Origin of the sequence: Cognataquiflexum aquatile, from assembly GCF_003316845.1 — a bacterium.
Lineage (GTDB): Bacteria > Bacteroidota > Bacteroidia > Cytophagales > Cyclobacteriaceae > Cognataquiflexum > Cognataquiflexum aquatile.
Genome location: NZ_QMIK01000008.1, coordinates 95,770 through 118,318, shown reverse-complemented (window position 1 = coordinate 118,318; position 22,549 = coordinate 95,770). Strand labels below are relative to the sequence as shown.

Sequence of the window (22,549 nt, the reverse complement as noted above, 5' to 3'; positions counted from 1 at the left end):
CCTGATTCACTTGGGTTTTAAATATACTTAAAAATTTGAATTATGTTTTTTTAATCCGATTAATGTTCACTTCTTTTTCAGGTTGATGGCCATATAAAAGCATTTCGGCCATCATATTGCTGTAATACGGAATCAAAGATACGCCTTTCGCCCCGAAACCATTGAAAATATAAACGCCCGGAAAGTCAGGATGTTCACCTAAAAACGGTTTTCGGTCTTTTGTTGCCGGACGGATGCCAAATCGGTGGCTTTGGATAGACAAAACCTTTGCGGGAACAAGCTTCTCTAGTTTTTCCAACAATTCATTTTTGGCATTTTCGGTGGGCCCTTGATCCATGTCATGCCAGGTGTAAGTTGACCCCACCCTTTGGTTTCCATTGGGAAGTGTGATTCTGAAGACCCCCCGATTGATGATTTCGTCAGGATGGAAACGCTGGATGATATCCAATATTTCCCCCTTTACCGGTGCAAAAGGCAAATTTGAAAAATAACAGCTTTTCATCGCCCCAAGGCCATTGCAATACACGATGCCTTTGGCTGAAATGCCCTTATAAGAAACTCCTGACTTTCCGATTTCAAGGCTTTCCTCCTCAAATACGGATTCAAGCAAAGCATTCTTTTTGGTCAAATATTCGGAATAGGCAGTCAAGAGTGTATTGATATCGACATAACCGGAGTTTTTCAGAAGAATCCCGCCAAAGGGATTGGTGACTTCAGGGTATAATTCTTTGGAGAATATCCTTTCAAAATAAGGTTCAAATCCGGGATCGCCTGTTTTTCCCATCCATTCATTTTGCTCCTCAATATTTAAAAAGGGGCGGTAGATGTTCTTTTTGTAGAGGAATTTGGTGTCAAGAAGCTCCTCAAGTTCGGTATAAAGAGGTTCTATTTCAGGAAAAAGCAGGTCTGCATTCCAGGACTTTACCATTTTTTTGCCGGTGATGGGATTATACAATCCGGCAGCGATGCGGCTGCTTTGATTGCCCCCGGGAAGGTCTATGACCATCACTTTCTGCCCAAGTGCCAATAATCTATGTGACAATACCGTACCGGCCAATCCCTGACCAACCAGTAAAAAATCAACTTCCATGGTCAAAATTAGTTTCTTTATTCGTTATTTTGAGTTGGTTTAAAAAAGATTTCTGATGCTACAGATCAAAACGTTCACATTCAATCCTTTTTCCGAAAACACCTACGTTCTTTTCGACGAAACCAAAGAGGCGACAATATTTGATGCGGGCTGTTTTGAGAAAAAAGAAAAGGAAACCCTCGCCAACTTCATCCAAGCCGAAGGCTTAAAAGTCACCCTATTGGTCAATACGCATTGCCACATCGACCATGTTTTGGGAAATGCCTTCGTAAAGAACACCTACAAAGTGCCCTTTTTGATTCACCGAAATGAAGTTCCGGTTCTCACATCCGTAAAGGTCTATGCGCCCAACTATGGCTTTGCGGGGTATCAGGAAGCAGAACCCGATGCATTTATAGATGAAAAACAAAAACTGACGATCGGTAACCAGACACTCGATATTCTTTTTGTACCCGGTCATGCACCAGGACATTTGGTTTTTTACCACCAACCGACAGGAATATGCATCGCCGGAGATACGCTCTTTCAGGGAAGTATCGGGCGGACCGACCTTCCGGGGGGCGACCATCAGACACTTCTCAGCTCGATCAAAAGAGAAATGTTCAACTTGCCGGAGGAAACTACCGTATATCCCGGTCATGGCCCTGCAACAAGCATCGGAGAAGAAAAAGAAAACAACCCTTTTGTAGGCAAGCGCGCCAGATACTAGATGATCAAACAACATATACCAAACGCCCTGACTTCCTTAAACCTTGCTGCCGGCATGGCGGGGATTCTTTTTGTGCTCGACGGCCAACTTGAGTTTGGTGCGTATATGGTATTTCTGGCGGCCGTATTCGATTTTTTGGATGGCTTTGTAGCTAGGATATTAAAGGTAAGCAGTGAAATCGGAAAGCAACTTGACTCCTTGGCGGATATGGTCACCTTTGGCGTTTTGCCCGCTTTCATATTGTTTTCGATGATCGAATACCAAACAGAGAATCAATATTTACCCTATGTGGCCTTTTTGGTAGGGATCTTTTCTGCCCTCAGACTGGCAAAATTCAACATAGATGTCCGCCAATCGGATCGGTTTATCGGAGTTCCAACTCCTGCAAATGCCCTTTTGATCAGCACACTTCCTTTTTTGGCAGAAGAATCCGAATTCTTTGGAGGCCTTTTGTCCAACCCATTTGTGCTTGTAGGAATCGGAGTGGTGATGTCATTTTTGCTTGTGGCAGAACTCCCTCTCATTGCCCTAAAATTCAAAGATTTTTCCTTTAGCAAGAATATTTTCAGGTATCTAGTCATTGCATTTTCCCTTATCTCTCTCATTATCTTTGGGATAGCTGGTATTCCATTTGCAATTATTGTGTATATTGCGCTCTCATTTATTGAGGCATTAATCACCCGGAATGCTTAGCAGTCGATTTAAATTTATTTATAAAGCAGGAATGGTAGTTTTACTATTCCTTTTTTGCTTTGAATCCATTGGCCAAACCAACCCAAGCTATTATAAATTTCCTGTTGTAGAATCTGGAGTCTACAAAGTTACCAACACCCTAATAAAAAGCCTTGGCTTTGAGGATAGCGAAGATGTGGCTGTGTTTGGCTTCCCGGGAATGTTGCCACAAAAACTCGATAGCCTGCAACTCACGCTTCAGGAAATTCCTTCCAAAACCATTGGAAATGACATTTATTTCTTTGTCAATGGCCCCCACCAGATTCTTGCCACTGAAGAAAATCTGAATTATCAGCACCATATTTATTCTGATACGCTTTATTACCTGATAGGAAAAAAAATCAAAGGCAATCAAGTCCTTGGGGATGAAATCCCATCCGGCAACGCCACAAGCGGTGGAAGACTATTCCATGTCCAAGCTAAAAAATGGGAGGATGCCAACATACTGAACTCCGGGAGAGATTGGTATTCCAACCCGCTTTTCGTCGGACAATCATCTACCTTTTCATTTGATATTCCAAGTGGACCGGAAGGTTCACCCATTTTGCAGATCTGCTTGATGGCCCAATCGCTGAGTGAAAGTACCTTCAGGATCAACACCAACGGTCAAAACATCGGACAGAGCGTCATTCCGCCTATCCCAAATACCACCTACGGGATCAAGGGCAGAGTAAAAACAGAAAAACTTTCCCTTGCTCGGCCCACCGCGTCTGCTGTCGACTTTCGGGTAATCTTTCAGACCGGTGATGTCAACGGGACGGGATATTTGGATTATGCCGTTTTGGCTACACCCTATTCCCTTTCCTCTCTTGGGACAGGTGTATATTTTAATTTGGAGGAAGGAAAAACATTTGAGTTTCAACCTTCCAAAACCATATGGAAAATCAACGATGCCTATGACGTATCTGAAGTGGTTGGAAAGGTCTTTTTGGACAAGGGAGAAAAAGTGGCCGTTTTTGAACCAAGCCAAGTTAAATCTGTCACTGATTTCTCCTTGGCAAACACCGGTTTGAGAGTGGACAGCACAGAACCCCAATTACTCATTGTCACCCACAGGTCCTTGCTTTCGCAGGCACAGCGGCTTTCTTCCCACAAAAACCAAAGAGGAATACAGAGCACTGTGGTCGTATTGGAAGATATCTATGACAGCTTCGGTTATGGAAATCCGGATGTGACAGCCATCCGAAACATGATCGCATCCAATTTTCATCTATCGGGGAAATTGAAAAATGTCCTTTTCTTTGGCAAAGGCACTTACGATTACAAATCCAAACAGGGAGGAAGGCCAAATTTGGTACCCACCTACAGTTCACGAAGCAGCCTAAATCCATTGACCACCTACAGTTCCGATGATTTCTTTGGGTTCTTGGGTTGGGGTCAGGGGCAATGGGAAGAAACCAACGCCGGCGACGAGCAATTACAAATCGGGGTAGGAAGGATTCCTGCCATTTCTGTACCCGAAGCACGGGAAATGGTTGACAAGATTATTGCTTACGAAAATGGAAATGACAACCGTGGTGAGTGGAAAAGAAATCTTGCTTTCTTCACAGATGATGCCGATAACAATATCCACCTGAGAGATGCGGAAGTCCATTCCAAATACCTGTCAGAAAATCATCCCGAATACCAGATCAAAAAAATCTACCTTGACCGCTACGAGCAACTCAGGTCAGGAAATGCCCAAAGCTCTCCTGCAGCCAAGTCAGCCTTAAAGTCGACTATAGAAGATGGCGTTTTGATCCTCAACTATATCGGCCATGGGAATGAAACCACCCTGACTGCAGAAAGGGTGTTTACTGTTTCAGACATTTACGATTGGCCTGAAAACCCACTGCTTCCTTTGATTGTGACCGCAACCTGTGAGTTTGGGCGACATGACAGTCCTTTCATCCGATCCGGCGCAGAGGAATTTCTTTTTGCAGAAAAGAAAGGAGCAATCGGCCTGCTGACTACCGGTAGGCCTGTTTTCAGCAGTGTCAATTTTGCCCTCAACACCGCTTTTGTTGAGGAGGTATTTGAAAAAGACAACGGTGAAACAAGGGATTTGGGGGAAATTTTCAGGCTGACAAAAAACAACAGCCTCAATGGACCCTTCAACAGGAACTTTTCACTTCTCGGTGATCCTTCTTTAAAATTGGCCGTGCCCGAGCTGACCACCCAAACTGACCGGATTTGGGATGTTGTTTTGGAAACAGAAACGGATACGCTGAGGGCCATGCAGCAGGTTCAGATCAAAGGAAAAATCATAGATCCGCTGACAGGGGCCATGTTGCCGACAAGCAATGGCGTCTTTGACATCCAGATCACAGACAAAGCCCAAACCCTCAAGTCACTTGGCGATGAGAGTTCGCCCGCGGATTTTCTGGAGGAGGTGAATGTCCTGTTCAGAGGTAAAGGTGAAGTCAAAGAAGGGGCATTTACAGCCAATGTATTTGTTCCCAGAAATATTGATAACAAAGTGGGATTCGGTAACATCAGGCTGTTTTCAAGCTTGAATGAAGGCGGAGATGAAGCCATCGGTGCCATCCAAATCCCGATTGGCGGCACGGCAAACTACACTTCTGCAGACAATCAGGGTCCAAGCATTGGTTTGTTTTATGGGCAGGAAAAAACAGATGCAGGCCAATCATTCCCGTTTTCGAACCTTCCCCTTTCCATCCAGTTACAAGACCAAAGCGGAATCAACATTTCTTCTCAGGTAAATGGTCAGGATATTGAGTTGGTCATCAACAACCAAGACCCGATCATTCTCAATCAAAATTTCAAGGCGGCAAACAACGGCTTTGAACAGGGAGAAATCAACACATTGTTGGCTGATCTCAGGGAAGGTAAAAACACCGTTACTGTATCTGCATGGGATAATGTGGGAAACCGTTCTGAAGTCACCCAGGAAATCGAAATCAAGGGGTCTTTGGAATTAAAGATCTTAGAGTATGGGACTTACCCAAATCCGGCTACGGAAAGCAGTAAATTTAGAGTCGCACATAATAGGTCAAATGAGACTATCAACCTTGAATTGAAAATTTATTCTATTTACGGCAGTGAAATATTTTCATTAAAGCGCCGTTATGTAGAAGCCGATTTTTTACTGGATGGAATCGAATGGAATTTTTTCCGTTCAACAACCAAATATCCCGTAAAAGGAACTTATATTTACACCCTAATGCTCATTTCAGAAAAAGACAATTCTTCTGAAACCAAGAGCGGAAAAATCATTATTCAATGAAAATACAGATAAAACCCCTTATCACCCTCTCGATTTTTTCAGGGATAATCCTGTTTACATTACCAGTATTGGGACAGAATTCAACCATTGTGTCAGGACAGGACCCAAACAGACGGGTAATCACCACAGCAGTTCCTTTTTTGAATTTTGCACCCGACAGCAGACATTCTGCCATGGGAGATGCAGGTGTGGCCACAAGTCCTGATGCATTTTCGGCACATTGGAACGCCGGAAAATTATCCTTTATCGACACCGATATGGGAGTTTCACTTTCTTATTCTCCTTGGTTGGGAAGATTGGTCAATGACATGTCATTGAGTTACCTGACTTTCTACCGCAAAATCGATGACAAATCCGCATGGGGATTTGACTTGAGGTATTTCAATATGGGTGATATCCAATTGACAGACGGCAGAGGAAATGAATTGGGAGAATTTACGCCAAGAGACATCGCATTCGGAGGTACTTATTCGAGAAAATTATCAGATAAACTTGGTTTGGGTATATCCGCCAGGTTTATCCATTCCAACTTATCAGGAAATATCTCCTCTGCAGGTGGTGCTGAAAGTAGACCCGGAGTCACTATCGGAACGGATGTGGGATTGTACTACAGGACAGAAGTTCTTTCGGGAAATAAAACCGGAGAATTCTCTTGGGGTGTTTCCATCAACAACATCGGGCCAAAAATCACTTATAACAGTGCCGATGATCTGGATTTTATCCCAACCAACTTCCGAATCGGTACTGCCTACCTGATGAATCTCAATGAAATGAATTCATTGACTTTCACTTTGGATTTCAACAAGCTGATGGTGCCTTCTCCACCGGTTTTGAAAAGAGATGAAAATGGAGTCTTGGTGACTGACGACAATGGTGATTTCATCATTGAAAGAGGTAGGGACCCAAATAGACCTTTGATCAATGGAATGTTCACGTCATTCGTTGATGCTCCTGATGGATTCAGCGAAGAATTGCAGGAAGTGATGATTTCCTTCGGTATGGAATATAAGTATAACAATGTATTTGCATTGAGGACAGGATATTTCTACGAAAACCCAAACAAAGGTGGCAGAAGATATTTTACCATGGGTTTTGGGATTGATTACAACAAACTTGGTTTTGATTTCTCTTATCTAGTCCCTCAGGTACAAAACCATCCTTTGGCCGAAACTTTGAGATTGTCTTTAACTTATACCATTGCAGGAAGAGAATAATGCTGGACAGATCCAAAGCACCTGAGTTTAAAATACCCTCATCAATAGAATTTCCCACACCAATACAAAGGACTCTTCCAAACGGAGTCCATTTGTATTTTATACCCACCCCTGAAATCGACGCTGTCAAGCTCGAAATCAGTTCGACGATCAACGAGACCTCCAACAGCAAATTATTGGTTCCTTATTTTGCCCTGGAAATGGTCACGGAAGGCACCCTGACGAAAGATGCCGCAACCTTGGATGATTTTTTTGATACTTATGCCTCTGAAGTGGAAACAGAGTCGGGATTTGAAAATCATGGACTTTCCATTCTAACTACGAAGAAACACTTTGACAAAGTTTTGCCTGTCTATAGGGAATTACTCACCGAGGCCATATTCCCCGATAAAGAACTCACCAAGCGAAAAAAACAAAAGGCGCTGAGTATCCATATCAACAGGGACAAAAACAGCCACAGGGCATCTCAATTATTCAGAAAAGCACTGTTCGGTGAAAACCACCCCTTCGGTCAGATTACAGAAGAAAAAGACGTGGATTTGGTTTACCGGGAGGACTTAATAGAATTTTATAAAAAAGACCTTTGGACAAATTCTGAAATATTCCTTACCGGAAATCTGGATGATTCACAGCTAGAAAATATCATCCGGGAGATCGGAAATATTCCCGTGGCATTTTTTCAAAATCCAACCACAGGATTTCCAAATCAAAAACACCAAAGGGTAGCTGAAGAAAAAGAAAAATCAGTCCAAAGCAGTATTAGAATCGGTTGTCACCTGATCCCAAAAAACCATCCCGATTATTTCAAATTGAACCTGATGAATACCATCTTGGGTGGGTACTTTGGAAGCCGGCTGATCAAAAACATCCGGGAAGACAAAGGCCACACCTATGGCATCTACAGCAGTATCGGCGGATTGAAAAATGCGGACTATTGGGTAGTGATGGCGGATGTGATCAAAGAACACGATGAAGCGGTGATCGATGAAGTATATATGGAAATAGATAAGTTAAAAAACGAACCTGTTTCTGCCCACGAACTTGAAGTCGTGAGGAATTATATGATTGGCAAGCTTTTGTCCCAATTCAGCTCCGGATTTGAACTGATCGGAAGGTTCAAATCCATCCACCAAGCGGGATTGGATTTTGGCTTTTATCAACAAAACCTGGATTACATCCTCCATGCAAAACCCGAAGATGTCATGGAAGTGGCCAACAAATACCTTCACCGGGAAAAAATGGTAGAAGTTATCGTGGGTTGATTTTTTTAAAAAGAAGGTAGAGACCCGAAATATCCATTTTCATATTTGCCCATGAATTGTACATGGAAAATTTCAATCCTTTGGCTCCTAGTTCCCGTGCCAATGAAATAAAACCGCGGGCAGTTTCAAAATTAGCCGACAAAAGGGCATGCTTGGTTTCGAAAAGGATCCGCCTGAGCAATGCTTTATCCTCTTTGGGCCTCCGGTTCATCTTTTTGATCTTTTGGCAGACTTTCAAAGTTGAAGGCAACATCTCGGATTTTTTTGGAAGATATTGACCTGCGGAAAAAGACTTGGAATGGATCCTTTTTTTGATCCCGATATGGTTAGAATATACAAACTGATAATCCCTAGCCAATCTGACCATGATGTCAAAATCCTCATAGGAAAGGCTTTCATCATATCCCCCCACTTTGGTGAAGATGGATGAATCAAAAACCAATGACACCGACGAAACCGGGTTTCTTTCTACTATGCTGCTGTAAATATCCCCGATTTTAACTTTCTGGTTGAGGTGGCCATCTGCTGTCCTCTTATAGAAGGTTCTTTTTTTACCGTTTGGAAATTCCATCAACACGTCTGAAAAACAGCAAGCAGCACCAATTGACTGTTGAAGTTTCTGTACAGAGGAGGAAATATGGCCCGGCAAAATGACATCATCACCTGACAGGTCGATGAGATACTTGCCTTTGCTTTTCAAAAAAATCTCGTTGAAAGATTGACAATAAGGCATGGTTTCGTCCCTAAAAAAAGTTGAAACTTTGAATGAAGGTTTATGGGTCTCTAGCCAATCGAGGATCAACTGCTTGGTTTTGTCCTTACTTCCATTGTCAATGATAAAAACCTCAAGATTGGGATAACCCTGGCTTAGGAGGCTGTTCAAAGTCTCCACGATGAATGGGCTTTGATTGAAAGCAGTCAGGATTACAGTGACTAAAGGTTTGGATTCCATGGCTAATTAGTATTTGGAATATTTCCGATACATTATTTACTCAGAATCTTCAAAGGATTGCAAAAAAGCAGGTTTTCAGTAAAAGATACTTTTTCTAATTGGCAATAGTTTGGGAATTTAAAGCGAAATTTTTTTGAAAGGAATCAAATTCCTCTCTTTGCCGGATGTAATCCTCTTCGGAAAACTGCCTGTCAGAAATCCCCAACAAAACCGCACCTTTGCCAAATGTAAATTCCGTCCAAACCATCGAAGGCACAAAGAGCGCTTTGGAGGGAGAGTCCAATTCAAAAGAAAACTTTTCTCCGGCGAGATTTTCAAGCAAAGCGGTGACACGACCCGACAAACAGACTAGCACCTGCAATTCCTCACGGTGCGCATGTATTCCTCTTGTTACATCCTCGGTTATGCGGTCAAGCCAAAACAATCTCTTCACTGCAAATGGGATGCTTGTGGGCTCTTCCATGAAATGAAGCTGTCCATTTTCATTCTTATTTGGCTTTAAGAATATCAATTCCGGTTTTGACAAATCCTTCATATGGTATGCTAAAATACCACTTAAACTTGAATAGATTTTTATTTGTAGGTTAATTTGTCGGAAAGGTTTTATTTCAGCCTGAGCTTTAAAAGAAGTCATTGAACCTGTCATTCTCATATCCACTTCCCTGATCTATTTTGAATAGTAGCACATCATACCTCACCTTAGCAACTGTATCAGAAGGTCTTTTCAAAGAAAAAGGCAGCAAATTTTTGGCTTTTGCCTATCCGGTCAAAACCGAACAGGAAATAAAGGGGATTTTGGAAGGGCTTCGCAAAAAGTATTTCGATGCCAGGCACCATTGTTATGCTTACATGTTGGGTAAAAACAAAGATGTTTTTCGTACCAATGACGACGGCGAACCAAACCATTCCGCAGGCGACCCGATTCTCGGACAGATCCGGTCCCATTCCCTAACCAATGTCCTGATCGTGGTGGTGCGGTATTTTGGGGGAACAAAGCTTGGGGTGGGAGGTTTGATCAATGCCTACAAAACCGCCGCCGCAGAGGCGATTTTAAACAATAAAGTCATCGAAACGGAGGACCAAAAGGAGCTGACCCTTCACTTTGGTTATCAGGAAATGAATCAGGTCATGAAATTGGTAAAAGAATATGATCTGGTAATTGCCGCTCAGAAATTTGACAATATCTGTGAAATCACCTTATCTGTACCCGATGGAATCTGGGAAATGGTGATTGCAAAAGCAAAGAATTTGGAGGGAGTGATTATGGTTGGGGATTGAGAAATGGCTCCAAGTAACCCTGGTAATGTAATTTTTTGTAAATCTCCCGGCATATCCAAGCGTCAGTCGCTGCGTAGAGCAACTGCTTTTCGGTAAGGGTCTGCGCTTCCCAATTTGACACCTGTTCTGATTTGGATATCCTCACATTCAAAACCATGGCGGCGAGGTTCCTGACTCCTACATTTTGGAAACCGACTTTTTTCAATTCTTCATTGAGGTCAAAGAAATTTTCGGGCAAGAAACCCTCCCTGATTTTTTTCAATGCCTTCAGGTCATCATGGACGGCGGCACCAACTTTGACGATATGTTTTGCCTCAAGCAATTCTTTGAGGATTCCGGGCATCCCGATTTGATTCAACCTGATCAAAAACGCGACATCTTCGGTAGCCAATTGAAGCAAGGCCACCTGATGTTGGGTCCCTTTGGTAAATGAAGGCCTCGTTTCTGTATCAAATCCCACCAATTCGTGTCGGCTGATTTCATCGATTACTTCATTTATTTGTTCCTTTTTGTCCACCAATACGATATCACCCTCAAACTGTCCAAGAGGTAAATCGTTGATTTCAATTTTTGAGATTTTCATCGGTATCATGCTACCAACTCCTTTCTTATCTCCTTCATTTCTTCTTCACTATAATAGTTTATTCCCAATTTCAGGTAACCGAATAGCACGGTCATAATCGGGCTGATGATGTTGAAAAAACAATACGGGGCATAAGCCAATGTCGCAACTCCGAGCACCGAAGCTTGGGTGGCCCCGCATGTATTCCAAGGGATCAATACAGATGTAACAGTCGCACTGTCCTCTAAAGTTCTACTAAGATTTTCAGGTTTTAGTCCGCGCTTTCTATAGACGTTGGCGTACATCCTTCCGGGCACCAAAATCGCCAGGTATTGGTCCGAGGTGGTGACATTGAAAAACACACAAGTCGCTGCTGTAGAGGCAATCAAGGAACCTACGGAGTGAACTTTCCTGATGACGGCTTCGGCCAATACTTTGAGCATGCCGCTTTCTTCCATAATTCCGCCAAAAGCCATGGCACATACGATCAGCCAAATGGTGTTCAACATCCCCGACATTCCCCGGGTGATCAATAACTCATTAACAACCTCATTGGTCGTGACCACACTTACACTACCATATAAAGCAATCATGACAGCTTTGAATGATTGGTAAGCATATCCAAATTCCGAACTTCCCGCAATCATTTCAATAATCTGAGGTTGGAAAATGATGGCAAACAATCCCCCAAGAATGGCTCCGGCCAACAAGGCGGGAACCGCAGAAACTTTCTTCACAATCATGACAATGACTACTATCGGTACAATGAAAAGCCATCCCGAAATATTGAATTGTCCCAAAATAACTGCTGAAATGTCCTTCACCTGATCAACTGAGCCTTGTGCACCGGAAAAAATCCCGATAACTCCAAATATAATCAGGGTAAGTGTCATGGTGGGAGCAGTCGTCTTGGTCATGTGCCTGATGTGGGTAAACAAATCCGTGCCTGCCATTGCCGGAGCAAGGTTAGTCGTATCGGAAAGCGGTGACATTTTATCCCCAAAATATGCTCCTGAGATAATAGCCCCACCGATAATCCCTTCTTCAAAACCAAGCGCTTTGCCGATTCCCAACAATGCCACCCCGACTGTGGCCACTGTCGTCCAGCTACTTCCGGTTGCCATCGAAACAACCGAACAGACGATGCATGCGGCCAGTAAAAATATGGTCGGATTCAGGACCTGTAATCCGTAATAAATCATCGCCGGGACAATTCCGCTTATCATCCATGTTCCGGCCAAAGCTCCGATCAATAACAAGATCAATATGCTCGACATGGCAGAAGAGATGCTCTTGACAATCCCATCCTGCAAAGTTTCCCATCTGTATTTCAAGCGGTAAACGGCCATCAAAGCAGCAATGGTAGCAGAAAAAATGAGTACCATTTGGTTTGAACCTGAAAGGGCATCCGTCCCAAAAATCCAGATATTGATGACCAACAAAACAATTAAGAAAGCAATAGGAAACAGGGCTTCTAGGACAGAGGGCTTTTTGTGTTTTGTTATCATTAATGTTTTATAAAATTATAAAAAACTGAAATTAAGAATTTTTTGGAAAATTACACCTCTGCCAGCATGTTTACCAACTCTTCAGCTGTTTGCCAGCCAATCGCGACCCCCATTCCGCCCAACCTGACAGCGACTCCAACATTTTTTCCCACCATTTCCACAATTGGTTTTTTGTTTTTACCAAAGGCCATGATTCCCGTCCACCATAGATCTATTTCAATATCGGTATCAGGAAGAATGATTCCATGAAGGATATCCAGTAAGTATTCTTTGATTTTGGGATTGACTTCCATGGAAAGGGTGTTTTCTCCCTCAAAGTCAATATTCCTTCCACCTCCCAATAGGATTCTATCCTCCACTTTTCTGAAATAGACATACCCTTTGTCAAAATGGAATGTTCCCGAAAGGGGAATTTCCTTGAGAATCGGTTTGGTGACCATCACCAGTCCCCTACCCGGCTGAATGTCCAATCCGGGTAACAAAAGGTTTGTAAATGCATTGGTACAAACGGCTATTTTGTCGGCATGGAAGTCTATATCTTCTTGTTCGGTTGGGTTTTGGACAAAAACCGTTTTCCTTTCCACGTCAATTTTCGAAACCTTTGACCCGGTCAGTATTTTAATATTCAGCTCCTGACATTTTTCCCAAAGGGACAACAGAAATTTTCCGGAGTCCAATTCTCCCTCAAATTTATTCCTGATTACTGCCTGCACTTTGCCTGAAAATCCGAATGGTGTGATATCCTCCATTTGTTCAAAAACCGCTTCATTGAAAACCGGATCAAGCAATTGGTTGATTTTATCAAGGGATTGCAAGGCATACATTTCCTTTTCGGTCAGAAGTTCCAATCCGCCCGTGGGCAAATAACCGAGTCGCTCATCTCCAAAAAATTCCCTGATGGATAATAGTCCTCGATACCTTTTTTCGACCAATTGTAGGACTTCCGATTCCGACATGCAGTTGAGGTCATCGAGGATTTCGGTCAAACTGCCAAAACAGGCAAAACCTGCATTTCTGGAGCTTGCCCCACTTGGGAAAATTCCCCTTTCCAAAACAAGTACTTTGGATTCAGGAAACTTGATTTTGAACTGAATGGAGGTCGACAATCCGACAATTCCTCCACCGATGACGATCAAATCATAGTTGACAAAATGTTTCTTTTCCCAATAGCTCAACATTATTTTAGAATCAAAGAAGATATTTAAAGGCTATTTATTAATTTAATGCAGATTATCCAAAACCGAGTACCACTCCCCACCCAAATACCATGAGAAAAATTGATGACCTGCTATTGGAATATGGCCAAAGCCACCAGAATGAAACCAATAAAACGATCCATTGGATATGTGTTCCGGCTATTTTTTTCAGCATTGTGGGATTGATTTACAGTATTCCTTCCGGATCCCTTGAGGCGCTGATGCCTTTTTTGGGTGATTTTGCCAATTGGGCTACGCTGGCGCTGGTTATTGTCTTGTTTTATTATGTTTCTTTGTCTCCTCCATTGGCTTTGGGCATGTTTTTTTTCTCGGCATTGTGCCTCGCCGTCGCCAATCTGATCGATTTGGTTTCTCCTGTTCCCCTGTGGGCAGTCAGTATCGCCATTTTTATTGTGGCTTGGATATTCCAGTTTTATGGACATAAAATCGAAGGAAAAAAACCTTCTTTCTTCAAGGATGTACAGTTTCTGATGATTGGTCCGGCATGGCTGATGCACTTCATTTACAAAAAACTTGGACTTGCCTATTGATGGGTGAAGCACTCATTCTCAGGATGGTGAAATAGTCATTCCAAACCAATTCCCTACTTTTTATCATTTTGTTTCGGCCTAATAAAATTTCTTTCAGGAATTTTCTATGGTTTTAAGTTGTATTTTGTGAAACAGTAAAATCCTTCAAAGCTTAAAAACATGCTTCATTTTATTTTTGCAGAAGTTGAACTACCCATGCTTTCTGATATAGTGTGGATTTTTGGTTTGGCCACTTTGGTGATTTTGCTCTTTATGAGGTTCAAAATCCCAACTATCATCGGATTTTTATTTACAGGAGCAATAGCAGGACCTTATGGCCTGTCTTTGGTCACCGCCTCCACGACAGTTGAGGCACTTTCCGAAATCGGCGTTATCCTGCTTTTGTTTGTAATCGGCATGGAGTTTTCTCTAAAAAGTCTCCTTTCCATCAAAAAAGCGGTATTTATCGGTGGGTCACTCCAGGTGTTTATTACGATTTTGGTCACGACTTTGATCACTCACTTTTTTGGATTTGATTGGAATGTGTCCGTTTTTCTCGGGTTTCTCATTTCACTGAGTTCCACTGCCATCGTCCTCAAACTCCTTCAGGAAGGCGGGCAAGTCAATACTATTTCGGGACGTACCACTTTGGCGATCCTGATTTTCCAAGATGTAGTGATCGTTCCATTGATGCTTTTCATTCCGATGCTAGCGGGTGAGACGGACAATATTGCCCTTTCATTGCTTCTGTTGGCCGGAAAAGGGATTGCGGTAATCATCCTGACATTCCTGAGCGCCAAATACCTGATTCCTTCCCTCCTCTTTCGCATAGCCAAAACAAGAAACGAAGAACTCTTCCTTCTCAGCATTATTGTCATCTGTTTTGCTGTGGCTTACCTGACTTCTTTATTGGGACTTTCCCTGGGTTTGGGTGCGTTTTTGGCCGGACTGATCATCAGCGAATCCGACTACAGCCACCATGCTACCGGCAAAATCCTCCCGTTTAGAGAAGTGTTTTTGAGCTTTTTCTTTGTATCCGTGGGAATGCTCTTCGACATTGGATTCCTGTTTTCCAATATCCTGCTCATTTTGGGATTGACAGCTTTGACCTTTTTGGTCAAATTCATCATTGTGGCTATTTCTGTGAGGTCCATCGGACAGGGCTTTAAAGAAGCTTTTATTGTGGGTTTTTCGATCTTTCAGATCGGTGAATTTTCTTTGCTTTTGGCGAAAGAAGGAATGAAGTATGAACTGATGGACCCGACCACTTACCAGTTTTTCCTTGCCATTTCCATTTTGACAATGGCGATCACTCCATTTTTTCTGAAGAAAAGGGAATCCCTTTCCAAATCTATACTTGCCTTGTCCCTGCCAAGCAAGCTCAATGAAAAATTCGGGAATGAGGATGTGCCCAAAAACCTGCCTATGGAAACCGGCCTCAAAGACCACCTTGTTATCATCGGTTTTGGACTCAACGGCCACAACCTTGCCAAAGCAGCAAAGTCAGCCAATATCCCTTATGTAATCATCGAAATGAATCCCGTCACGGTGCGAAAGGAAGCCGCCAATGGCGAACCGATCTTCTTTGGGGATGCCTCCAATGAATCCGTGCTTGAACATGTCAATATCCACAAGGCCAGGGTCGCCGTCATCGCCATATCAAGTGCGGCTGCGACCAAAAGGATAATATCCAACATCCGGTATATGACCACCCATCCCTACATCATCGTCAGGACCAGGTATGTCAATGAAATGGAGGAAAACCACAAACTCGGCGCCGATGAAGTGATCCCCGAGGAATTCGAAACCTCTATCGAAATATTCACCAGGGTATTGGGCAAATACCTTGTGTCAAGGCATGACATTGAAAGTTTTACAGAAGAAGTCCGCTCTTTCAATTATGAGATGTTCAGAAAACCCTCAGATGCTGCTAAAGGACGACTGAAGATAGCCCTTCCGGAGATCAACCTAGTGGGATTTAAAGTTGAGAAAGATTCAGGACCATTCATCAACAAACCTCTCAAAGAAGCCAAAATCAGGGAATTGTTGGGCATAAACATTGTTGCAGTCAAGCGCGGGGATACCACCATGTCCAACATCAGCGGTACGATGAAACTCAAACTCGGCGACTTGGTTTATGTGGTAGGGAATTCTGAAGCTTTGCTTGCCTTCGAAAAAGAAGTTGAAATTGATTGAGAATGTGGAGTGGAGATCCTCAGAGAGGTCAGTTAGGCATCTTGCTTTAGATAATTGACAAAAGACCGATGTCCGATGACCGAAGTAACCCGCTGGGGTTATTGGAGAAAATCAATGGCTTTTAATTTCTCCATTGACTGTTGGTTTTTGTAGCTGTGGATATTGTCAATGATGGATTTTTTCTCCCTTGCGGTCAAGCGCCAATTCAATGAAGCCCGGAGAATTTCCTGTTGCTTTGGATTAAACACCCCTTCCTGATCCGCCAATCCCCTTTCTTTCAGATACTGCAAGGTGGAATATTCAAACTCAATCCTTTCCAAAAGGAAGGGCATGGATTCCTTCATCCTGTTGTAGGTGACTTCATTGTTGAGGGTCTGCACATTGTCCCAATTGATATAAATATTTTTGATCGGGGTAAATAGCTTTTCAAACAATGTAGGAGGCTGTTTTTGTTGGATTTCTGAAAATTTTTCTGAATCCCTGATGGTAATCAAGAGCACGCCTGAGGTATTTTCATTGATCCAATCCTGAAAAACATACATAAACCGAAGGGCATCCTGCACGCCAAAATTGTCTGACAATCCCGAATCCATCGTCTCCATCCTTGGGCTAGACGGCAACTGTACGTTTGGAGTGATAAATGGAAAAGTCGCGCCCATCCTCAAAGCACTGATAAACCGCAGTTGGTCGGCCCCGTGATGGGCAAAAAACCGCTGAAAATCTATCCCTTGACTCTTCTCCTCCACGCCATCTGACCTGTCCAAAGATATCCCCATATAGGCCATCGGAGATGGAGCTATGTACAATTTCCTCCCATCATTGGTAATCAATGGCGTGACAGGAAGCATGGGGATCTTACTTTCAAATTCAGGGATCCTGTACGCCGCTATCGGCTTTTCCATGATTCCTTTGGTATTGATGTTGAATTGGTTTTCGAAGGCATACCCCCGGTCTTTGAGGTACTTTCGGTTATTGTAATGGAAAGACTGGTTTCTGATCAGGAGGTCATTGACCAATAAAGTGAAAATGATCGGATTGAGGTTGTCAGCGGAGATCTGATCGAGGTATTTGGGATCAAACAAATCCAGTTTTTGATCCGCAGCCCTGAGATACAATTCCCTGAAAAACGCTGCTCCTACTACCCCGCCCGACGCGCCGCTGACCATTTGGGTATGTTTGAAAAATTGGTTATCACTAGCTTTCTCCACTTCCTGCAAAACCCGTACAGTCCACAAAGCGGCCCGCTGTCCTCCCCCGCTCGTGGCAACAAAAACCATTTTTGGCTTTGACCCTACGGGAAACTTGGATTTCCAATTTTCCAAAATCTTCAAGGCATATTGTTTGTCTTTTGCCACACTGTCCGGATGGAGCAGCATATTGAGATGGTCCATATCGTAGACCGCAGGACTTGAGTCGTAATCCATCCCAAAAGCAGTGTGCGGTCTGTTGAGAATCCGGCTGCCCGACAAAATATTGAACAGCAAGATGCCGCCGATCACAATGGGAGTCGACCAATCTCTCAGCCAAAATGCCAAGGCGCCTACCACCATCGTCAAAATCGAAAAAAGCAAAATACTGCTTGCCGCAGCGGGGATCTGAAGAAATGGATTTTCCCTAAACAAACCCAAAATCAAAATCAGACCGATCAATGCAATCTGAATCAGAACCATATTGAGGTGGTTTTGGTCAAAGACACGGAGCAGCTGATGGGTCTCAAATCTTGATAAATCCTGCCTCACCTGCCTAAATCTCAGGTTGATATCCAGAAAATCCACCACCTTGTCTTTGGATTTTTGACTTTCCTTGATCCTTCTGAGCATATTGGCCCGTGGGATTTTAGTTTTGCGGAGTCTTTTTTCCACACTGTCAGCAAAAAGTTTGAAAAAGTCTTTATTGGTAAGTGCAAAATAAACGAATATCAAGGTGTAGGTAGTCAATGTGCCGGCTGCAAATCCCAAGAAATAAACCAGGATGATCCAATTGTTCTCATGCTCATTGTCAAACTGAAAAGTAATGAATGCCACAAGGTATAGGATATAAAAAATCAGAGGAATGATTGAATTGTTGACACAATAATGGATAAAAGGTCGTGGGACGACCGCCAGGAATTTAAATTTGGAGCCATCAAGGATATAGGTCGTCATATGGAATGACATGGTGAAGATAGCAAGCGTCACTCCCACCAGAAAAAACCCCTGCCAGGAAACCTGATTCAAATACTCAGGATCAAGAAAAAGAAAGGGAATTCCCAAAACCGTTCCCAACTTCTGCAAAATAATCAGCGCCAACATAACCCACAGTGCCACCAGAAAAAGGTTCTTTTTCAGATGCAAAATCAACAGCTGGATCGGAAAACTATAGATGATTTTGTCCCACATTGGTGAATTGTTCTGTCAAAATATAAGGGAATTTTATGATTATCCGCTACTTTGCCACTCACTGAAAATTAAGGTTCAATGTTCGGATAATCAGTCCATAGTCCACGGTCGACAGTCCACACCTGTCCGCCGTGGCGGAGCCACTACAATGGAACTTCAATCCGAGTTTTTATATGGTTTGTGGCAATAAAGCGTACATACAAAGAGAATTTTAATTGAATTCTAAATCGACATTTTTCATTGTGGCTTTTGCCAATATGACTTACCTTCGCTTCCTGAATTTGAAAAATTGAATTATGAGAACCTGGTTTTTGTGTAAAGTAAAATATGCCAAAGAAACTGAGCAAGGCCTGCTCAAGAATGTTTCCGAGCAATATCTGGTAGATGCTGTGTCATTTACAGAGGCTGAGGCGAGGATTTATGACATGCTTGGATCTGTTATCCGTGGAGACTTTCAGGTGACCAATATCAGCAAAAGCAATCTGGTAGACGTGTTTTTCTATGAGGATATCGACATTTGGCACAAATGCAAAATCACCTATATCGTAGCTGATGGCGACAGCGGCAAGGAAAAGAAAGTGACGCAGTTCATGATTGTCACGGCGCATGATGTAAAGGAAGCCTACGAAAGGATCTTTGAAAGTCTGAACAACATGCTCGTTTCTTTCCGGGTGACGGAGGTGACCGAAAGTCCGATTGTCGAAGTTTTCCCTTATGAAAAAGACGAGGAACTGAATCCACCGATTCCCGAAAATCTAAAACCACTTCGGGAGGTTCAGGCAGAACTGAGAGAATATGAAGAAAAGGACGAATAGTCCTTTTTTTTATGCCCTCAATTGATTCGCTATCACAAAACTGATCAATTCCTCCACGGGTATTCCTGCCCTTTCTGAAGCATCGGCAATATCTTCCCTGCTGACTTGGGCAGCGAAGGTTTTGTCCTTTAGCCTTTTTTTGACACCGCTGACTTCCATTCCCTCATAGCCCTGTGGCCGCATCAGGGAGTAGGCATGGACAAAACCTGACAATTCATCAAAGGCATAAAGCATCTTTTCCATCTCGGTCACGGGCTCTACACCAAAATACCTCGGTCCATGGCAAGCGATGGTCCGGATAATCCGTGGATCGATATTCCTTGACTCCAATTCTTCTATGATTTTGCGGCAATGCTGATCAGGCCATTGGTCCCAATCGGCATCATGAAGCAATCCGGCCAAATGCCACATGTGCTGCATGGATTCGTCATTTCCCTTTGCCGCAGCATAGGCTTTCATCAGATGTCCCACCTGCTTCATGTGAAAAAGCAGCTTGTCGTTTTTGACCCAAAGGCTCAACAGTTCCATCGCTTCCTCTAATGTCATTACTTGTCCAAGGTTCGATTCAGAACCAAATTCTGTGCGATTCAATAAATAAATAGATTCCATATTTTGGGTCAGTTTCCGGATAAAAACAATTTTTTTGCTTTTTATATTAGTTTATATGTAATTTGTATAATGAATATGCGTTTTCGTTATTCAACTCAACCTATAATCCTTTCTATCTCATGAAAAATTTTTTTAAGCATTCAGATTACTTTTATTTTATCCACCTGGATAGGGATGCTAATATATTGGATAGCAATGAACATCTTAAAAAAGAAACGGGCTTTTTGAAAACCCAAGCCTCCGGATCTTCCTTTTCGGAATTGGTTTATTATAAGGACTTTTCAAATTTTCAGTTTCTGTTGGAAAAATGTCTGAAGGAAGGTGAAAGGAAATTTACACAGGAAATGAGAAAGATAAAACCGGATGGGTCGGCTTTTGGCTGGACCAAATGGGAGTTTACCATCACCTCAGGTCCTGACGGAAAAATCGACATCACCGGAATAGGACACAATTCCGACAATGTCAACGAAAAATCGGTGCATTTCCCCGACAGCATCAATGATATACATGCAAAAAATTCCCTGATGGAGGGATTGCTTGAAGAAAACCTGATCGGATTTTGGATTTGGGATATAGCACAGCAATCAGATCAGCTGAGCCTTTCTCTGAATGAGATTTTTGGATACAGTGCTATCCAAAAAACCAAAGGCCAAAAGAATGTGAAATGGAAAAAACATGTTCACCCTTCTGACCGGTCCAAAGTGGAAGGAAATCTAAAGGAGCATTTTGCGAGTCATGGCCAGCTTCCGTTCCACTGTGAGTTCAGGATCAAGAATCTCCATAAAAAAGACATTTGGGTCCTAGGATATGGCAAAGTACTGCAGTGGAGTCCTGAAGGCGAACCCTTGGTCATGGCGGGCTGTTTCTTTGACATCTCCGAAAGGAAAAAAACAGAATCCCTTTTCCGGCAACAAAGCCAATACCTGACGACGGTGACTTTCAACCAAACACACCTGATGCGCGCCAAACTGGCCAATATCATTGGGATTTTGGAAATTATCGACCCCAAAAAACCCTCTATGGAAACATTGCATTTTCTCAAAATGATCAAAACCGAAGCCAGAAAGCTGGACGAGGAACTGAGGAAAAGCATCTCCGCCTCGAGCAGCCTGCAGATTACCCCACCCCAATCCGAAAATCAGGCATTGATGATTTAGTGGTTTTTTTTTATGGATTAATCTGAAATACCTTATTTCTCCCTACTGGTCGGCAGTTCTATCATTTTAACTTCACAATCCCGATTATTGGATTTTTCTCTTCAATTGTTTTGTCTTCAAATTCAAATTTTTTGATATAGTAAAAAAGGTCTTCCTTTAAATCCAATGGCCTTAAAAACACAGGATCTCCCTCCTCGTCGATCAGACCTTCACTCAGGTTATATCCTGTATTGGTTTTCTTGTTGTATAAAAACAAAAAATGCTTCCAATCCTGATCATATTCCAAAATATAATAGGATGTGGAATTAACTATATTTAATAGCACTAGAGTTTGAAAACCGCTTGCATCAAGTGTCTGTGGTCTTTCAAAATTAAAGCGTATTGCTGGATGCATTTTTTCATCCTTTATCTGATACAAAGTATCTCTAATCAGATTTTCGGGTGTAAGGACTGGCATAAACAAAAATAACCCATCTTCTATGTATGATAACCAATATCTAAAAGCGCTTCCTCCTACCTGTAGGTGATCCAATAAAACAGTCCTCACTGGAATTGTGTCCAACATTTGAAAGGAAGAGTTTAACTCATAAAGATTGGATTGATTACCAAATTTTTCTCCTAAAGCCACTCCCACTTCTTCAGATACTATAAAAATTCTTCCATTTAAAATTTTCAAATACTGAATTGGGTATCCCAATTTCCTTTCTTCAACAAATTCGAAATCTTTGTTATAAACAATAATTTTGTTGTAGGCCGACACATAGATGTTTCCGGTTTTTTCGTCAATCTCCATACATGTAACTCGAGTGTACTCCTCCGGCCCCTCTCCTTGTCTGCCCAATATTTGAAGGAAAATCCCATTTAAATCAAAAATCAAAATCCTATTCGGATCTACTACAAATATTCTTTCATTATATAGTTTGACATCCTTAATGAATCCCAGTAACACATTGTCTTTTGTTTCCAACTGTATTTTACTGATAGACATTGATACATTCGCCAAGGAAAGCGGAATATCAGTTTTATTTGGAATTTGGATAGTTACCAATTGCGAGGTTGGACTTTTACTACAACCTAAGAATAATAACGCCAAAAAAATTGGAAGGATTGATTGTTTCATTTTACATTTCATAAA

Annotated in this window: 19 protein-coding genes; 10 read left to right on the top strand and 9 right to left on the bottom strand. The window is 42.4% G+C overall.

Annotation, left to right across the window (positions count from 1 at the left end; all coding sequences use genetic code 11):
• Window positions 1-40: 40 nt before the first annotated feature.
• Window positions 41-1,090, bottom strand: a complete 1,050-nt coding sequence (locus tag DQW11_RS20045; RefSeq protein ID WP_113925901.1) for an NAD(P)/FAD-dependent oxidoreductase — start codon at window positions 1,088-1,090, stop codon at window positions 41-43.
• A gap of 55 nt (window positions 1,091-1,145) precedes the next feature.
• Here DQW11_RS20045 and DQW11_RS20040 point away from each other — a divergent pair, with 55 nt between their 5' ends.
• The 5 genes from DQW11_RS20040 (at window position 1,146) to DQW11_RS20020 (ending at window position 8,233) form a co-directional block, all read left to right on the top strand.
• Window positions 1,146-1,799 carry an MBL fold metallo-hydrolase gene (locus DQW11_RS20040; protein ID WP_113925900.1) on the top strand — a complete coding sequence of 218 codons (654 nt, stop codon included), beginning with the start codon at window positions 1,146-1,148 and terminating at the stop codon, window positions 1,797-1,799.
• Complete coding sequence (gene pssA, locus DQW11_RS20035; protein WP_113925899.1) at window positions 1,800-2,492, top strand: CDP-diacylglycerol--serine O-phosphatidyltransferase; 693 nt, start codon at window positions 1,800-1,802, stop codon at window positions 2,490-2,492. It begins immediately after the preceding gene.
• Between the two features lie 31 nt (window positions 2,493-2,523).
• Window positions 2,524-5,757, top strand: a complete 3,234-nt coding sequence (gene porU, locus DQW11_RS20030; RefSeq protein WP_232826809.1) for a type IX secretion system sortase PorU — start codon at window positions 2,524-2,526, stop codon at window positions 5,755-5,757.
• Window positions 5,754-6,971: a type IX secretion system outer membrane channel protein PorV gene (porV, locus tag DQW11_RS20025; RefSeq protein WP_113925897.1), complete on the top strand. Its 1,218-nt coding sequence runs from the start codon at window positions 5,754-5,756 to the stop codon at window positions 6,969-6,971. Before porU ends, porV begins: the two co-directional genes overlap by 4 nt.
• A gap of 92 nt (window positions 6,972-7,063) precedes the next feature.
• Complete coding sequence (locus DQW11_RS20020; protein ID WP_317047902.1) at window positions 7,064-8,233, top strand: M16 family metallopeptidase; 1,170 nt, start codon at window positions 7,064-7,066, stop codon at window positions 8,231-8,233.
• Here the strand turns inward: DQW11_RS20020 and DQW11_RS20015 are convergent.
• Together DQW11_RS20015 and DQW11_RS20010 are read right to left on the bottom strand one after the other, a co-directional pair.
• A complete protein-coding gene (locus DQW11_RS20015) occupies window positions 8,220-9,185 on the bottom strand; it encodes a glycosyltransferase (RefSeq protein ID WP_113925895.1) in 966 nt (321 codons plus the stop codon). The two genes, DQW11_RS20020 and DQW11_RS20015, sit on opposite strands and share 14 nt — an antisense overlap.
• Window positions 9,186-9,279: 94 nt before the next feature.
• Window positions 9,280-9,720 carry a sugar 3,4-ketoisomerase gene (locus DQW11_RS20010; RefSeq protein ID WP_157966160.1) on the bottom strand — a complete coding sequence of 147 codons (441 nt, stop codon included), beginning with the start codon at window positions 9,718-9,720 and terminating at the stop codon, window positions 9,280-9,282.
• 137 nt (window positions 9,721-9,857) lie between these two features.
• On the opposite strand from DQW11_RS20010, the gene DQW11_RS20005 reads away from it, so the two are divergent.
• Complete coding sequence (locus DQW11_RS20005) at window positions 9,858-10,463, top strand: IMPACT family protein (protein ID WP_113925893.1); 606 nt, start codon at window positions 9,858-9,860, stop codon at window positions 10,461-10,463.
• On the opposite strand, the gene DQW11_RS20000 is transcribed toward DQW11_RS20005, so the two are convergent.
• Genes DQW11_RS20000 through DQW11_RS19990 form a run of 3 tightly spaced genes read right to left on the bottom strand, consistent with a single transcriptional unit; the run spans window position 10,447 to window position 13,711 of the window.
• On the bottom strand, window positions 10,447-11,055 hold the full coding sequence (locus tag DQW11_RS20000; RefSeq protein WP_113925892.1) for a 3'-5' exonuclease: 609 nt from the start codon (window positions 11,053-11,055) through the stop codon (window positions 10,447-10,449). The genes DQW11_RS20005 and DQW11_RS20000 overlap by 17 nt on opposite strands.
• Complete coding sequence (gene nhaC / locus DQW11_RS19995) at window positions 11,052-12,533, bottom strand: Na+/H+ antiporter NhaC (protein WP_113925891.1); 1,482 nt, start codon at window positions 12,531-12,533, stop codon at window positions 11,052-11,054. Before nhaC ends, DQW11_RS20000 begins: the two co-directional genes overlap by 4 nt.
• Window positions 12,534-12,583: 50 nt before the next feature.
• Window positions 12,584-13,711 carry an NAD(P)/FAD-dependent oxidoreductase gene (locus DQW11_RS19990; protein ID WP_113925890.1) on the bottom strand — a complete coding sequence of 376 codons (1,128 nt, stop codon included), beginning with the start codon at window positions 13,709-13,711 and terminating at the stop codon, window positions 12,584-12,586.
• 89 nt (window positions 13,712-13,800) lie between these two features.
• On the opposite strand from DQW11_RS19990, the gene DQW11_RS19985 reads away from it, so the two are divergent.
• Window positions 13,801-14,280 (top strand): Mpo1 family 2-hydroxy fatty acid dioxygenase, encoded by a 480-nt coding sequence (locus DQW11_RS19985; RefSeq protein WP_113925889.1) that lies wholly within the window; start codon window positions 13,801-13,803, stop codon window positions 14,278-14,280.
• A 159-nt stretch (window positions 14,281-14,439) separates the two neighbouring features.
• Window positions 14,440-16,455, top strand: a complete 2,016-nt coding sequence (locus DQW11_RS19980) for a cation:proton antiporter (RefSeq protein ID WP_113925888.1) — start codon at window positions 14,440-14,442, stop codon at window positions 16,453-16,455.
• Window positions 16,456-16,553: 98 nt separating this feature from the next.
• Here the strand turns inward: DQW11_RS19980 and DQW11_RS19975 are convergent, their stop codons facing one another.
• The gene (locus DQW11_RS19975; RefSeq protein ID WP_113925887.1) at window positions 16,554-18,833 is read right to left on the bottom strand and encodes a patatin-like phospholipase family protein; all 2,280 of its coding nucleotides are present in this window, start codon (window positions 18,831-18,833) and stop codon (window positions 16,554-16,556) included.
• 296 nt (window positions 18,834-19,129) lie between these two features.
• On the opposite strand from DQW11_RS19975, the gene DQW11_RS19970 reads away from it, so the two are divergent.
• A complete protein-coding gene (locus DQW11_RS19970) occupies window positions 19,130-19,648 on the top strand; it encodes a DUF4494 domain-containing protein (RefSeq protein WP_113925886.1) in 519 nt (172 codons plus the stop codon).
• Window positions 19,649-19,657: 9 nt separating this feature from the next.
• Here DQW11_RS19970 and DQW11_RS19965 read toward each other — a convergent pair whose 3' ends face one another.
• Entirely contained in the window at window positions 19,658-20,257 is a 600-nt protein-coding gene (locus tag DQW11_RS19965) for a hydrolase (protein ID WP_113925885.1), read from the bottom strand.
• A 119-nt stretch (window positions 20,258-20,376) separates the two neighbouring features.
• Here DQW11_RS19965 and DQW11_RS19960 point away from each other — a divergent pair, with 119 nt between their 5' ends.
• Window positions 20,377-21,414 (top strand): PAS domain-containing protein, encoded by a 1,038-nt coding sequence (locus tag DQW11_RS19960; RefSeq protein ID WP_113925884.1) that lies wholly within the window; start codon window positions 20,377-20,379, stop codon window positions 21,412-21,414.
• A gap of 61 nt (window positions 21,415-21,475) precedes the next feature.
• Here DQW11_RS19960 and DQW11_RS19955 read toward each other — a convergent pair whose 3' ends face one another.
• Window positions 21,476-22,534 (bottom strand): 6-bladed beta-propeller, encoded by a 1,059-nt coding sequence (locus DQW11_RS19955; RefSeq protein WP_198669934.1) that lies wholly within the window; start codon window positions 22,532-22,534, stop codon window positions 21,476-21,478.
• Window positions 22,535-22,549: the final 15 nt, after the last annotated feature.